The following is a 15,569-nucleotide window of genomic DNA, read 5'->3' as shown; positions in this document are numbered from 1 at the left end:
ACGTTTTAGGTAGAGCGGCGACGATTAACTGCTAGCGAGTTCTGATAGGGCATTTTCAATTGCGATGGCTCTGCGTTTCTCTTGTTCTTCTCGAATATCTTTGCCTTTAAAACCATCGGTAATGATCGCTTTTACTTCGACTTGAAGCGCCGCTTGGTAGGCGACTTCAAAGCGCGCTTTTTGAGGATAAGGCTGATCTTCTAATCCTTTTCGGCCTGCGTGGTCGGCCTGGCAGCAAAGTAGTATATCGTCGAGCCTATCTGGCTTACGCCAAACATCGAACTTGTTGAGAACCTTGAGAAAGGTGGTTGGTTTGAGCTCGCCTGCGCGGTGGATATTAGAATGTTGCTCGCACACTAACAACGCAAGGTCTCTGAACTCATTGGGCACTCTCACTCGCTCACACAGTTTCTTGATTATCTTAACACCTGTGTGGCAGTGCATTTTATGGCTTGGCCATTCAGCTTGTGGTGTGACGCCTTTACCTAAGTCATGCACTTGAGCTGCAAAGCGTACCGGTAGCGATGGGCTTAATAGTGCGGCTTGCTGAGCAACCATCAGAGTGTGAATACCCGTGTCGATTTCAGGGTGCCATTTTTCAGGTTGAGGGACGCCAAATAGAGCGTCAATCTCAGGTAATACGACTGCCAATGCACCACACTCTTTCAATACAGAGAGGAACACTTCAGGGTGCGGTGTACTAAGAGACTTATGCCACTCTTGCCAAACTCGCTCTGCAGTAAGGTGTGCCAGCTCACCAGATTGGACGATCTCACTCATCATATCCATGGTTTCAGGTGCAACCGTGAAGTTAAGATGGTGAAGCTTGGCGGCGAAGCGAGCCACACGCAGTACACGAAGAGGGTCTTCAACAAAAGCGTCTGAAACGTGTCTTAAGATACGATCCGATAGATCTTTCTGGCCATGATAAGGATCGTGAAGTTGGCCTTTATCATCCTGAGCTATAGCGTTGATGGTCAGATCTCGACGCATCAGGTCTTCTTCCAAACTCACGTCTGGCGCGAAGTAACATTCGAAGCCTGTGTAACCAGAGCCTGATTTTCTCTCAGTGCGAGCCAGTGCGTGCTCTTCTTTGGTTTTTGGGTGCAAGAATACCGGGAAATCTTTTCCCACAGCAGTAAAGCCAAGGTTTTCCATCTCTTGAGGGGTACTCCCTACCACGACCCAATCTCTATCATAACTATCAATATTGAGCAGCTTATCGCGCACTGCTCCACCGACTAGATAGCGTTGTAGCCCGTTGTCTTTTGGTAGGCTATCGTAAATTTGCAACTTATCACCTCGAAATGTTTTATCACTGCTGGACTTTACTGCAAGCAATGGTACTTTCCATTAATCGTAATTATAGGGCAGCACATGTATAAGGAATATTTTGGCTTCGTTGAGATGCCATTTTCGATTGTACCAAATTCTCGCTACTTGTTTTTGAGTCAGCGCCATCAAGAAGCGATGCAGAACCTACAAGCCGGTTTAGGCGAGGGTGGGGGCTTTGCGATGCTTACTGGTGAGGTTGGTACAGGGAAAACAACGGTCGCTAAGGCGATGTTGTCTTCATTGGATAGTCATACTCAGGCTGGCCTTATACTTAACCCTACGTTTTCAAATACGGATTTACTAGAAGCTATCTGCGATGAGTTTGAGGTCGAGTACCCAGAACAAGCATCGTTGAAACAGCTCAGTCAGGCTATTCATTATTTTCTACTTGATAGCCATGCCGAAGGCATTCAAACCCTATTGGTGATCGATGAAGCCCAACACCTCGCTGCCGATGTGTTGGAGCAGTTACGCCTTCTAACAAACTTGGAAACCGACAATCGTAAGCTGTTAAAAGTACTGTTGGTCGGCCAGCCGGAATTACAACAGCACTTACAAACCACGCAGCTACGTCAGCTAGCACAGCGCATTACTGGTCGTTATCACTTACTGCCTCTTAATACCGAAGAAACGGGCAAGTACATCGCGTTTCGTTTGGAGACGGCGGGTGGCGAGCAGATGTTGTTTTCGAACCGTTCTATCAAGCTGATTGCTCAATATACGCATGGTATTCCAAGGCTCATTAACTTGGTGTGTGATAAAGCACTGCAGTTGGCTTTTCATGACGGTGAGCAGCTACCGAGCAATGAAACGGTTAACCGAGCGTGTCAGCAGGTTATGTCCTTTCAGGCCGATGTGTATCACGTCGAGAAAGCTCTAACTTCTCGTGTCGCGCCTAAGTTATTCCAATACGCAGGGATTGCGACGTTAAGCGTTGGTCTTGCAATAGCGACCTTTAACTTCGCTCCAAGCTATATCAATGCTTGGTTGCCTACGGATGCATCAAATGGAGCAAAGACGGAAGTGTTAGCACGTACTCAGCGTTCTTTGGTATCAGATGTTCCTAAGTTGGTTGCTGAGCCAAAACCTGCCAAGTTTGAATTGCCACAACACATTCAACAACATTTGATGCAGGGGACCAATCGTTCTCTCGCTATCAAAGACTTGTATACGTTGTGGGGATATCAATCTTCACTGCGTGATGGATTGTGCTTAAGTGAGCCACAAAGTGTTTTTGTGTGTGAGCAGCAGCAGGCCAGTTTGGATACCTTGTTAGAACTTGGTGTTCCTGTGGTACTTAATCTCGACATAGACCAAAAACCAGTGTTTGCTGTGCTGTATGGCGTGTCTAAGGATTCTGTCGAGTTGCTGGTTAATGAAAAGCTGTTGGTGATGCCGAAGCAATCCTTAGAGCAAATCTGGCAAGGCGATTACGTCGCTATTTGGAAGCAGCCGCTGCGAGAGACCCTTAAAGAGGGCTATCAAGGTGAAGCGGTTGCTTTGCTTGATCTACTGCTTTCTGAAGTATTAGGAGAGGTTGTTTCCGGTAATGATGTATTTGATTATGAGTTAAAAATGAAAATCGAAGCATTTCAAACGTGGCAAGGTATGTCTGTTGATGGCATTGCAGGTAAGCGCACCTTAGCAAGATTGCAGAGATTAGCTCAACTCGATTCGCCTAAGCTGATGTCACTAGAAGGGGGCGAAAGCTAATGTCACGTATTATGCACGAACTTAAACAGCCGTCTCACAAGCCATCTTCTATTAATCAGCACTCTCTTAGCAAACCAAGCTTCAAAGGCTACCAGAATCATCATGTTCCTAATTCTGCAAAAGGGATGAGCAACAAGCGAGGTTCATCGTTAGCGATGGGGCTACTCTTAATCTTGGTTCCTTCTTTGTTGGTGGGTGGCGTCTTGGCTTATCAATCGTATATCCAACAACAAGAAGCCGTGAACCAAGCTGCCAATGTCGCTCTGCCAGAATTTAAAACTGAATCAGACATTGAGCCTGAAATTGCGGATGCTGATATAGCAAGCATGGATGCCGTGTCTGAGGAAGAAGATGCCTTGTTCACCGTTCGCCCTGCACCGGCGAGCCAACCGTTGAAAGCATTGCCACGCCAAGAGATGTATGCACAGATTGATTCTGGCGCTAATCGTGCAAACACCGCTGGTGGCTCAGCAGTGATCTTCGCTAATGCTGATAACAACACTCAAATGACAGCCAGTTCTGAATCGTCATCCGTTCAGCCAGGCGCGAGTGATGAAACGACTGCTCTGCAATCAAGCACTGATCAGCAATCAAATAGTGACTTACAATCGGACAGTGATCTGCTGCAAGGGCTAGACCTCAGTGAGTTGCCACCTGATTTGGCATTGAAGCTTGAATCCATTATGGGGGAGCAACAAAGCACTCCTGAGCCGATGGACTCTAGACCCGCAGGGCAAAGAGGCTCTCAGGTTATTGAGTTGGAAACGCACACCAATAGCTTATCAGGAGTCCTTCCTAAGTTAGACCTACAAACTCATATGTACTCGAGCAGCGAGACCAAACGTTGGGTAAAAGTGAACGGCCAAGAAGTGGCGCAAGGAGATTGGATTGGACAAGACATTCAATTACTAGAGATTAAGCCACAATCAGTGATCATAGAGTTCAATCAACAGAAGATAGAAATCCCGGCTCTGTACGAGTGGAAAGGTTAGCGATTTCTATACGTATTTAGATAACAGACAAATAAAAAGGAGCACCTCGGTGCTCCTTTTTGATATTCGATACTGAATTTACTGTACCTGATACAAGCGTTAAGTCTACGCCCAACCGTTTGGTGATTTTCTGCGACGAGGCATGATGTGTGGCAGAACAAGGCCTAGAAGTAGACCAATACCCGCAACACCACCACCGTACATGAAGTACTTCAATAGTAGGTCGTCTTTTTGAGTGTCTAGCTTAGCGCGCAGTTCACGGTTCTCTGTTTGAGAACTCGTTAGCTGTTGGCTAATTTCACTGTAGTTCTGTTCTAGTTCAGCAATCTGCTTGTTACGAGAATCTAGAGAGCTTGCTAGGCCAGCTTTTTCGCTGTCAGCACTCTGACGAGCATTCGCTAGCTTGCCTTTAACTTCCGTCAGCTCTTTCTCTAGCTTAGGCATACGCAGTGCCATGCTTTCTTGAGTGCTTACAAACTTGCTTTCAACCCAACCTTTACGGCCACGGTTGTCTTGAATTTGGGTGTAACCCGTACTCTTGTTAGTTTGTAGGAATGTAATCTTTTCACCGGCATCAACACTACCGATGATACGGAATGTGTTGTTTGGGCCAGAATGCATATAAGTAAATAGTTTGTCAGCAATATAACGGTCTTGTGCAAAGGCAGCTGGAGCCGCAAGCATTGCGAACAAAACTAAGCTAATCAGTTTTTTCACAGTAAATCCCTTAACGATTCAAATTGGGTAGGCGTATGAGTCAGCCTCAATCAGCAAATAATATTTAGTTTCTTTATGCGGTGCAACAAAGAAGGGAGGCAAAGCCTCCCTTTCTGTGCGTTTGAGTCAATAATGACATGGTATTTACATATCGTTACTGAAGCTCACACTGTTCTGACGCTAGTATTCACTAACGCAGTCGCGATTACATAGTAAACGCAGCTTGAATTCCGTAGAAGAACACAACAGCAAGTAGAGCACCTGCAGGTAGTGTCACAATCCAAGAAGCCACGATATTACGTACAACGCCTAAGTTTAGTGCTGCGATACCACGAGCAAAACCAACACCTAAAACAGCACCAACGAGTGTTTGTGTAGTAGAGATTGGAAGGCCAGTACCTGAAGCTAGTACAACCGTACATGCAGTTGCAAGTTGTGCAGCAAAGCCACGGCTTGGTGTTAGTTCTGTAATACCAGTACCAACGGTTGCCATTACTTTATGACCCATTGTTGCAAGACCAACAACGATACCGAATCCACCTAGAGGAAGAATCCACCATGCGATAGTACTCTTACCTGTGATTTCACCCATGTGCTCAACGGTTGATACAACAGCAGACAGTGGACCAATCGCGTTCGCAACGTCGTTTGAACCGTGTGCAAATGCCATCGCACAAGCTGTGATAACCATGAGTACAGAGAAGATGCCTTCAACACCTGCAAAGCCGTGGTCTTCTTCGCGGTTAGCGAATTTCTTCTGGATGTATAGGTAACCGCCGATCATTACAAGCGCAGAAACGCCAGCAGCCCAAACCCATGCTTCAGTGTTGCTTAGGTGAAGACCAACGTGCTTAAGGCCTTTCTTGATGGTTACAAGTGCAATTACCATTGTTGTAATGAACATGTATACCGGTACAAAGCGTTTCGCGTTAAATAGCGGGTTCTCTGTATCAAAAATCAGTCGTTGAGCACTTACAAATATGACGTAAGCGAAGAAGCCGGAAATAACCGGTGTGATAATCCAACTGCCCACAATGCCTTGAACGCTGTTCCAGTCTACCGCTTCAGTACCTACAGACACACAAGCGAAGCCGATGATTGCACCGATGATTGAGTGAGTCGTAGAAACCGGCCAGCCCATGTAAGAAGCGAGAAGTAGCCATGTACCCGCAGCAAGAAGTGCTGACATCATGCCGTACACAAGTACATCTGGTTGATGAGCGAATAGAGACGTTTCGATAACACCTTTACGGATCGTGTCTGTTACTTCGCCGCCCGCAAGGTAAGCACCTGCGAATTCAAAGATCATTGCGATAATGATCGCTTGTTTAACGGTTAAAGCTTTAGAGCCTACTGAGGTGCCCATTGCGTTCGCAACGTCATTTGCACCAATACCAATAGCCATCAAGAAACCGAAAGCTGCTGCAACAATAATCAGGACAGTGCCGTAGTTAGCAAGGATATCCATCGTAATACCTAGTTGTTTGATAACAAGCGGAACAAATTTAGACGCAAAAAACCGCTCAGCGAGAGGAATACTCAGCGCATAAGTGGTTTGTTCAAAAAATGCTCTTCGTTATATGGTTAACGTATGATTTAAGATCGAGAAAGCATTACTTCAAGACGAGCGCCTACACGCTGTGCTTGATCTGCAATACCACCAACCCATTCAAGAATTTTGTATAAGAACATGATATCAACTGGATTCAGATCGCCTTCAATTGCCATTAGTTGTTGGCGTAGTTCGATCTGCATCGCATCCGTGTCATCTTCAATTACATCTAATTGATGAATCATTTCGGCAACGAGTGTTACTTCACGGCCTTTAAAGCCAGTCTCAAGTAATTCGTCTAATTCATTGATTACGTTTTGTGCTTGGTTCGCTGCATCTAGACAACGTTTAACGTAAGCGATGAAGTTTTCTTGCATAGGAGCAGGAATGACAAGTTGACGACCATATACACGGCCAGCAATGTCTTTCGCTAGGTTTGCGAGTTTGTCTTGTTGAGTTAATAGCTCCAACATATCGGTGCGATCAACTGGCATAAACAAACCACGAGGAAGTTTAAGGCGAATTTCACGTTTTAGTACGTCAGCTTCTTTCTCAAGGTGAGAAATTTGAGCTCGAATTTCTGATGCTTTTTCCCAGTCACCTTTTGAAGAAACTTCAAAGAAATTAACTAGGTGAGAACAACATTCGTTCACGCATACTACGTGACGCTGCAAAGGTTTAATTGGGGACTTTGCAAATAACCCCATAATTGTATTTACTGGCATGGTCATCCAACCTAATAAATAATAACCTTAAAACAACATACACCATATTCATGGTGAAATGTTAAGCGATGGCTACAAAGTCGCGCATGTTAACCTAATCAATCTCTCATTAAAACTGTTTTAGATCATCATAAGGGCGATATTTCTGACTTGCCGACTTTTCAAATTGGCAATATCCTGTTCCTATCTTCACAGAAAGGTATAACTATGGAAACCGAGATAGAACTGAAGTTTTTTGTTTCTCCTGAATTTTCAGAGACTTTACGCAATAAAATTGCTGAAACTAAAGTACTTCAGCACAGTTGTCGTGAGCTAGGTAACATTTACTTTGACACCGCTGACAACTGGCTACGTAAGCACGATACAGGCTTACGCATTCGACGCTTTGATGACGTATTTGTACAAACCGTAAAGACTGCTGGTCGTGTGGTTGCTGGCCTGCATCAAAGGCCTGAATACAATGCAGAACACGACAGCAACGAACCTAAGCTAGCCCTGCACCCAGAGGATATCTGGCCAGCAGGTAAAGACATCGAAACGTTGCAAGCTGAGCTGACTCCTCTGTTCTCTACCAACTTCACGCGTGAGCAGTGGTTGATTGGTATGCCTGATGGTAGCCAAGTCGAGGTCGCATTCGATCAAGGCTTTGTTGAATCAGGCGACCTGCAAGAACCGATTTGCGAAGTCGAATTGGAACTTAAATCCGGTCAAACGGATGCGCTATTTACATTGTCTCGCCAATTCTGCGAACAAGGTGGCATGCGTTTGGGTAACCTAAGTAAAGCAGCTAAGGGTTACCGTCTTGCTCAAGGTTATCAAGGAGATGAAGTCACTCCTTTGACCTTAGTTGATACTGACAAAAGTGATACCGTTGAATCGTGTTTTATTCAATCTTTAGAGCATGCTCTCGCTCATTGGCACTATCACGAGCAGATTTTCACAGAGCGTCAATCGATTGAAGCTTTGCATGAGATCAGTCACTCGCTGAGTTTTATTCGCCAAACTTTCACTATCTATGGCGGCATTGTTCCAAGACGAGCAAGTGCGATTTTACGTCAAGAGTTAAAGTGGCTTGAGCAAGAGCTTGAGTGGCTAAAAAGCTATGACCACTTCGAAGATTTGCTGGAAGATAAAGGCCATGTGCTGCGTAAACTCGATGCGCGTAAGTTCTTAGTCGCTGAGCTGAAAGAGATGCAAGAGCAACTTCCAGATCGTGAAGAGCTGCTTACCTTGCTGAGTTCGGCTCGTTACACAGGTTTATTGCTAGACCTGAGCCGTTGGATCTTGTCTCGTGGCTGGCAACCTTTCTTAGATGAAAAAGCACGTGAGCAAATGGCTAGTGGTATCGAATGGTTTTCGGTGAAGCAGCTTGATCGCACATGGGCGGACTTGATGGAAGCTTTCCCACCTGAACGTGTGATGACTAGCCAAGCGTATATTGATCAGCAATACCGTTTGATGCGCAATCTATACTCTGGTGTGGGTTTTGCGAGCTTGTATGACGATGAAGAGCGTAACAGCTTCCGTTTGCCATGGGCTGACATGGTACAAGGTATTGATGATTTGCTGGCACTTAAAACATTAGAGCCGTTAACTGAGAAGTTAGAAGGCGATGAGAAGGTTCAGCTAGAGCGCTGGTTGGCTCGTCAAGAAGTGTCCATTCTGCATGCGATGGAACAGACACGCCAAATCAGTGTTGAGGTTGAGCCATACTGGCAAGACTAAACTCGATACCTGTATCAATAGAAGTATGAATTTGAAAATAGGGCTCCGGCCCTATTTTTTTGTTTGTTGCTCAAGTTTTTCGAGTCGCTCTAAGATTTTCTGTTGCTGCTCGATGATCTTCTCAAGGTGTTTCTCTTTGTTTTCCGCTCGTAGATTCTCATGATGAGTTGGGGAGGTGATCAAAGAAGTAATCAAGCCTGAAATCATACCAAACACACCGACACCACAGATGATCACCATTGAAGCCACTAACTGACCGGAAGTTGTCACTGGGTAATGGTCGCCATAACCCACAGTACTGATGGTCACAAACGCCCACCATAAAGCATCATGACCTGTAGTGATGTTGGCGTTCGGATCTTTGTGTTCCAATAGCAGGATCGTGCCAGCACCGATAGTCAGTAAGATCACCAAAAGCAGAATGATGGAAGCGAAAGTGGTCTCTTTCCTATTACGAAATAACTCTCTGAAAATACGTTTACTTGAACGCAGAACTAAGATGACTCGCAGAATTTGAAAAATACGGGCGAAACGAAGAGGCTCGATCATTGGGATACTTGCTAAGAAATCGATCCAGTGTACTTTTAGAAATTCTTTTTTGTTTTGTGATCTAAATAGATCAATTGTGAGCTGAAAAAGAAAAACACTACAGATTATAAAATCGAGGCCGATAAGGACTTGTTTCGATTCTTTATCGATCGGTACGAACAATAAGCCTGAGATCACAAATAACGCTAAGAAAGAGAGAATCAGTGACAATAAGCTCATCGGCTTGGTGGCGTCTTTGGTATTATTCAACATTCATACGAGGCTCAAAATAAATCGCGAACTTTGACTGACATAGCCACCTCGCGGATATAGAAGCCATCAATATATAAGAATTAATGGAGAACTGACAATGACTAAACTGTCATTCAAGCCGTGGGAAAGGATAATCTCTGACGTTCGTCTCGTTCCAAAAATGGTCATGCTGATGATATTCAGCACTATCTTGATCATTTCGAAGCAGCTTTGGGACGCAAGTACGTTTTACGATTCATTGCTTGCTGTAACCAACAATGCGCAAGTGGCACAGCAGCATTACGAGACTTACCTAGTTCAAGTGGCTTGGCAAACAGCCTTGATGATCATTGTGTTTGTGGTTCTTCTATTAGCAGCGGCGCGCGTTATGCTTCGCCAAACTCAGTACCTTAATGACGCCATTAAAACCATGGCTGATAAGAATCTATCAGTGCCGATTGAAATGGACTGTAAAGATGAATACGGCGATGTGGCACGCGAACTTGAAAAAACTCGCGTCCAACTGAACGACATGATCAAAACTCAAGTGGCTTCTTCAGACGAGTTATTTGCTCTTACAGAAGTGATGACCATTAGCATGTCAGAGACCAAAGATTCGGCTCAAGAAGAGTTCAACGAGATCGATCAGCTAGCGACAGCTATGAGCGAAATGACTTCGACCGTACAAACTGTCGCTGAGCATGCACAAAGTGCGTCTTCATTGACTGAACAGGCATCAGGCCAAGCATTGACCGGTCAGAAGTTCGTTCAAGGCTCAGTTTCTAAGATGAGTGAGCTATCTTCAGATATCGCAGCATCTGCAGCAGCGGTAAACCAAGTAGAAGAACGCGTTGATTCGATTGGCAGCGTTGTGGGCACTATCCAAGGCATTTCAGAGCAAACTAACCTACTGGCACTGAACGCAGCGATTGAAGCCGCGCGTGCAGGTGAAGCGGGACGTGGTTTTGCGGTTGTTGCCGATGAGGTTCGTAACCTTGCGCAGCGTACTCAACAAGCGACAGTCGAGATTCAAGACATGATCAGTCACCTACAAAGCAGCGCTAACTCTGCGGTAGAACTGATGGAGAAGAGTGTTGTTGAAGCGGCTGAAGGTGTTGATCTGGTGACTAACGCGGGAAGTGAGCTTGACGGCATTGTAAGCCAAGTCAATCAAATCAATGATATGAACTTCCAGATCGCGACCGCTGCAGGCCAACAGAGCAGTGTTGCTGAAGAGATGAGCATCAACCTGACCAATGTACGCGAGCTTGTTGAAGCTTCAGTTGTGGTGGTTGGTGAACTGCTCGAGACCTCTCAGCTTATGGAAAGTAACGCGCAAGAACTCGACGGTAAGATTAAGCAATTTAAGGTTTAGTCCTCAGCACCCAATCTTCATCCGTCAAAGGCTAATTCCCAGAGACTGTTTCTCGGTTGTAAGCTCAACCAGATAAGTTAATCGATAAAACGCCCACATTGCTAATGTGGGCGTTTTTTATTGGCGTAACTTTGGTATAACTTATCTTTAGTTATGAAAACTCGTTATTGAAGAACTGAATCGATAAACCGATTGTTCGGCGCGCAGCTTATACAAGGAAGAAACATGCCATTGCCTTCTCAACTCATCACTCACTCCCAGTCTGCTTTTGAGCAATTATTAGAGCATCAAAGTGAAGCCATCAATACTTGGTCTGAGCCACTGACTGAAGATCTTAAACGTGTACTCGGTTTAAGCTGTTTTATTGGTGATTGCCTGCAGCGTGATACGGTTTTATGTGGTGACTTACCTAATATGTTGGCATGCGAAGAACGCGCTGAAGGATACCGAGAACGCTTGGCTGAATTACTTTCTAGTTGCACCGATGAAATGAGCGGTCAGCGCGTGCTGCGTCAATTCCGAAATCGAGAAATGACCTACATTGCTTGGCGTGATTTTATGGGTTCGTGGGAGCTAGAGCAGAGCCTAAATCATCTATCGATGTTGGCTGAGGCGATGATCTTCGAAACCTACCAATGGCAGTACGATATTTGTTGTAAAGAGTGGGGCACACCTTGTAATGAACAAGGCGAAGCACAGCCGATGTTGATCATTGGTATGGGCAAGCTAGGGGGCGGTGAGCTTAACTTCTCTTCCGATATCGATCTGATCTTCACCTACCCAGAGAATGGTGAAACCCAAGGTGCAAGACGCAGCATTGCCAATGCGCAGTTCTTTACACGTCTCGGGCAACGTATTATTAAGGCGCTTGATCAGCAAACCTTCGATGGATTCTGTTATCGAGTAGACATGCGCCTGCGTCCATTCGGTGAGAGTGGTCCACTGGTCATGAGTTACGCTGCGCTAGAAGATTACTATCAAGAACAAGGTCGCGATTGGGAACGCTACGCTATGGTCAAAGCGCGTGTGATGGGCAGTGAGATGTACCCTGAGTATCAAGAGCTTCGCCAAATGCTACGCCCGTTTGTGTTCCGCCGTTATATTGATTTTAGTGCGATTCAATCTCTGCGCCGAATGAAGTCTATGATCAGCAGCGAAGTGCGTCGTCGTGGTCTCTCTAACAACATCAAGCTTGGCTCTGGTGGTATTCGTGAAGTTGAGTTTATCGCACAAGTCTTCCAATTGATTCGTGGTGGACGCGAGCCTAGCTTACGCGGTCGAGGGTTACTCGAAACCTTAAGTGCGATTGAATCCCTTCATCTGCTAGAGTCTGAAGAGGTGGGGCACCTACGTGAAGCTTATCTGTTTTTGCGTCGCCTTGAGAACCTGTTACAAGCCATGGCTGATAAGCAAACTCAAACCTTACCTGACGGTGAATTCGAACAACTGCAGCTTGCGGTTGCCATGCAATTTTCCGATTGGGATAGCTTGATTGTGGCAACTCGCGCCCATATGGCGAATGTACATACCGTGTTCGAAGACCTAATTGGCGTTGATGAAGATGACGCTAATCCGATCGCGAGCCACTTTAGCGAGTTGTGGGATATGGCCCATAAACCCGATGTAATTGAGCACGTGTTGGAACACGACATTGCGGTCGCGAGCCCGCCTGATGCGGCGAAAACGATCATTCAGTTTAAAGCCGATTTGGCTAAAAAGACTCTTGGCCCTCGTGGGCGGGAAGTCCTCAATCGACTGATGCCGAAAGTGTTTCAAGCGCTGTACACCGCTAAGGATGCCGAGTTTGGTTTGTCGCGAGTACTGCATCTGCTGCATAAAATCGTTACGCGTACCACTTACCTTGAACTACTAGATGAACACCCTGCCGCGTTGACTCAGCTAGTTCGCCTGTGTACGGCAAGCCCGATGATTTCGGAGCAGTTGGGTCGTTATCCAATTCTGTTAGATGAACTTATCGACCCTCAGCAACTCTACAATCCCGTGCCTTTAGAGTCTTACAAGACCGAGTTGCGTGATTATCTAGCCCGTATCCCTGAAGATGATATGGAGCAACAGATGGAAGGTCTGCGTCAGTTTAAGCAGACCTGTATATTGAGAATTGCAGCCGCGGATATTGCGGGTGCTCTACCTGTCATGAAGGTCAGTGATCACCTGACCTACTTAGCAGAAGCCATTGTGGAGGCGGGGGTCAATCAAGCTTGGTTACAAGTATCCGCCAAGTTTGGTGAACCGACCCATGTTAAAGATCGCGAAGGTCGCGGTTTTGCTGTCGTTGGTTATGGCAAAGTCGGTGGTTGGGAGCTTGGTTATAACTCCGATCTTGATATCGTGTTCATGCACGACTGCCCGGTACACATCTATACTGATGGAAAGAAAGAGATCGATGGACGCCAATTCTACTTAAGATTAGCGCAGCGTATTATTCATATTTTCTCGACCAGAACTGCTTCTGGCATTTTGTACGAAGTCGATACTCGCCTACGCCCTTCTGGTGCATCTGGTCTATTGGTGAGTCCAACCGATGCCTTTGACGAGTATCAGCACAATGACGCGTGGACATGGGAGCACCAGGCCCTCACTCGTGCTCGTATGATTTACGGTGATGACTTATTGGTATCTGCGTTTAACAAAACTAGGCATGAGGTTTTGTGCTTGCCACGAGATGAGGCAACACTCAAAAAGTCAGTTGTGGATATGCGTGAAAAAATGCGTGGCCATTTAGGCGGTAAAAAAGCCGATCGATTCATGCTTAAACAAGATGCGGGCGGTATTACTGATATTGAGTTCTTGGCGCAATACTTAGTGCTGAGATACAGCAACGAGAAACCTAAGCTTACTCGTTGGTGTGACAATGTGAGAATCTTTGAAAGCTTGTTGTCGCAAGGGATAATGGACGAGCAACAAGGTATGGCATTGACCAATGCGTACACCACATTAAGGGATGAAATCCACCACCGTAATCTACTTAACCTTGATGCGGATGTGGCGATTGAAAAGTTCGAAATGGAAAGAGAACATGTTGTTCAGGCATGGAAGCAGTGGATGGAAGCATAATTCAGTCATAGCGTAGCGAGTGCTATGTTTATCTTGATAGGCTTTTACTCATTTATCTGTAGTTTAGCCACTGTAATCAGTGTGCTAGACTCTAGCCAGATTCGATTTTTGGAGCTCAACAATGAAACCAATTCTACCTGACTACAGCCAATCAGGTGTTCTTATTGTCGGTGACGTAATGCTTGATCGTTACTGGTATGGCCCAACTGGCCGTATTTCACCTGAAGCACCTGTGCCCGTTGTTAAAGTAGAAAATAACGAAGAGCGTCCTGGTGGTGCTGCCAACGTAGCAATGAATATTGCGTCTCTCGGTGGGCATGCTCATGTTGTTGGTTTAACTGGCAAAGATGAGCCTGCTGAGGTGTTAAAAAATACCTTAGGCGCACTAAAGGTTAAATGTGATTTCGTTGAGTTAGAAGATTACCCAACCATTACTAAATTGCGTGTAATGAGCCGTGGTCAGCAGCTGATCCGTCTTGATTTTGAAGACAAGTTTGAGAATACAGACCCTGAGCTTATTTTGTCTCGCATGGAGCAAGCGCTTCCAAATGTACGTTCGGTCATTCTTTCTGATTACGCGAAAGGTGCGTTAGAGCATGTGCAAAGTTTTATTCAAAAAGCTCGTGCGGCAAAGGTTCCGGTATTTATCGACCCGAAAGGTGCTGATTTAGAACGCTACCGTGGTGCGACTTTGCTTACGCCAAATATGTCTGAGTTCGAGTTGGTTGCAGGTAAGGTTAAATCGGAAGAAGATCTTATCGAGAAAGGCATCGCCTTAATCGAAAAATACGACTTTGAAGCTCTATTGGTGACTCGTAGTGAGCATGGCATGACCTTACTTCGTAAAGGGCAGGCGCCGTTCCATTTGCCGACTCAAGCGAAAGAAGTGTATGACGTGACCGGTGCGGGCGATACGGTTATCTCAGTATTGGCTGCTTCGGTGGCTGCGGGCAAACCTCTAGATGAAGCGTGTGCACTCGCGAATGCGGCGGCTGGTGTGGTAGTTGGCAAACTTGGTACATCGACACTGTCTACAATTGAGTTAGCGGAAGCGATTCACGGAAGCCAAGATACCGATTACGGCGTGATCTCTGAAGCGGCATTAGTTGAAGCGGTGAAACGTGCTCGTGAGAAAGGTGAGAAAGTGGTTATGACTAATGGTTGCTTTGATATTCTGCATGCCGGACATGTTTCTTACATGAACCATGCCGCTGAGTTGGGTGACCGTTTGATCGTTGCCGTTAATACTGATGAGTCAGTGAAACGCTTGAAAGGCCCAGGTCGCCCAGTGAACCCAACCGATCGTCGTATGGCGGTATTGGCTGGTTTAGGTGCGGTTGATTGGGTTGTTCCGTTTTCTGAAGATACGCCTCAACGTTTGATCTCTGAAGTATTGCCAAGCATTTTGGTGAAAGGTGGGGATTATAAACCTGAAGATATTGCTGGCGGTGCGGAAGTGATTGCGGCTGGTGGCGAAGTTAAAGTACTTAACTTTGAAGATGGTTGCTCTACAACTGAAATTATCAAAGCGATTAAAGGTGGTCGAGGTTAACCCTTCGCCTTCGAGTATAAAACCTTTA

At 45.8% G+C, this 15,569-nt stretch carries 11 protein-coding genes; 6 read left to right on the top strand and 5 right to left on the bottom strand.

Annotated elements, in window-relative coordinates; translation table 11 throughout:
- Nucleotides 1–24: 24 nt before the first annotated feature.
- Entirely contained in the window at nt 25–1,341 is a 1,317-nt protein-coding gene (locus A136_RS12045; protein ID WP_017062920.1) for a multifunctional CCA addition/repair protein, read from the bottom strand.
- A 36-nt stretch (nt 1,342–1,377) separates the two neighbouring features.
- On the opposite strand from A136_RS12045, the gene A136_RS12040 reads away from it, so the two are divergent.
- The gene (locus A136_RS12040; RefSeq protein WP_198599054.1) at nt 1,378–3,048 is read left to right on the top strand and encodes an ExeA family protein; all 1,671 of its coding nucleotides are present in this window, start codon (nt 1,378–1,380) and stop codon (nt 3,046–3,048) included.
- A complete protein-coding gene (locus A136_RS12035) occupies nt 3,048–4,040 on the top strand; it encodes a general secretion pathway protein GspB (protein ID WP_017062918.1) in 993 nt (330 codons plus the stop codon). The genes A136_RS12040 and A136_RS12035 overlap by 1 nt, the downstream gene beginning before the upstream one ends.
- 105 nt (nt 4,041–4,145) lie before the next feature.
- On the opposite strand, the gene A136_RS12030 is transcribed toward A136_RS12035, so the two are convergent.
- From A136_RS12030 to A136_RS12020, 3 genes are all read right to left on the bottom strand, one after another.
- Nucleotides 4,146–4,757 carry a TIGR04211 family SH3 domain-containing protein gene (locus A136_RS12030; RefSeq protein ID WP_017062917.1) on the bottom strand — a complete coding sequence of 204 codons (612 nt, stop codon included), beginning with the start codon at nt 4,755–4,757 and terminating at the stop codon, nt 4,146–4,148.
- Nucleotides 4,758–4,962: 205 nt separating this feature from the next.
- A complete protein-coding gene (locus A136_RS12025) occupies nt 4,963–6,225 on the bottom strand; it encodes an inorganic phosphate transporter (RefSeq protein ID WP_017062916.1) in 1,263 nt (420 codons plus the stop codon).
- A gap of 128 nt (nt 6,226–6,353) precedes the next feature.
- Nucleotides 6,354–7,034 carry a TIGR00153 family protein gene (locus A136_RS12020; RefSeq protein ID WP_010434644.1) on the bottom strand — a complete coding sequence of 227 codons (681 nt, stop codon included), beginning with the start codon at nt 7,032–7,034 and terminating at the stop codon, nt 6,354–6,356.
- A 207-nt stretch (nt 7,035–7,241) separates the two neighbouring features.
- Here A136_RS12020 and A136_RS12015 point away from each other — a divergent pair, with 207 nt between their 5' ends.
- Nucleotides 7,242–8,759, top strand: a complete 1,518-nt coding sequence (locus tag A136_RS12015) for an inorganic triphosphatase (protein ID WP_017062915.1) — start codon at nt 7,242–7,244, stop codon at nt 8,757–8,759.
- A 51-nt stretch (nt 8,760–8,810) separates the two neighbouring features.
- Here the strand turns inward: A136_RS12015 and A136_RS12010 are convergent, their stop codons facing one another.
- Nucleotides 8,811–9,560 carry an ion transporter gene (locus A136_RS12010; RefSeq protein WP_017061420.1) on the bottom strand — a complete coding sequence of 250 codons (750 nt, stop codon included), beginning with the start codon at nt 9,558–9,560 and terminating at the stop codon, nt 8,811–8,813.
- Nucleotides 9,561–9,657: 97 nt separating this feature from the next.
- On the opposite strand from A136_RS12010, the gene A136_RS12005 reads away from it, so the two are divergent.
- From A136_RS12005 to hldE, 3 genes are all read left to right on the top strand, one after another.
- Nucleotides 9,658–10,914 carry a methyl-accepting chemotaxis protein gene (locus A136_RS12005; RefSeq protein WP_017062914.1) on the top strand — a complete coding sequence of 419 codons (1,257 nt, stop codon included), beginning with the start codon at nt 9,658–9,660 and terminating at the stop codon, nt 10,912–10,914.
- A gap of 225 nt (nt 10,915–11,139) precedes the next feature.
- Nucleotides 11,140–13,989, top strand: coding sequence for a bifunctional [glutamate--ammonia ligase]-adenylyl-L-tyrosine phosphorylase/[glutamate--ammonia-ligase] adenylyltransferase (gene glnE / locus A136_RS12000; protein WP_017062913.1), 2,850 nt, complete (start codon nt 11,140–11,142; stop codon nt 13,987–13,989).
- A gap of 121 nt (nt 13,990–14,110) precedes the next feature.
- Entirely contained in the window at nt 14,111–15,541 is a 1,431-nt protein-coding gene (gene hldE / locus A136_RS11995) for a bifunctional D-glycero-beta-D-manno-heptose-7-phosphate kinase/D-glycero-beta-D-manno-heptose 1-phosphate adenylyltransferase HldE (RefSeq protein ID WP_017062912.1), read from the top strand.
- Nucleotides 15,542–15,569 lie beyond the last annotated feature (28 nt).

Source organism: Vibrio crassostreae 9ZC13 (assembly GCF_000272045.2).
Lineage (GTDB): Bacteria > Pseudomonadota > Gammaproteobacteria > Enterobacterales > Vibrionaceae > Vibrio > Vibrio crassostreae_C.
Note: the sequence above shows the minus strand (reverse complement) of the source record. Positions and strands in the feature narration are given on the sequence as shown.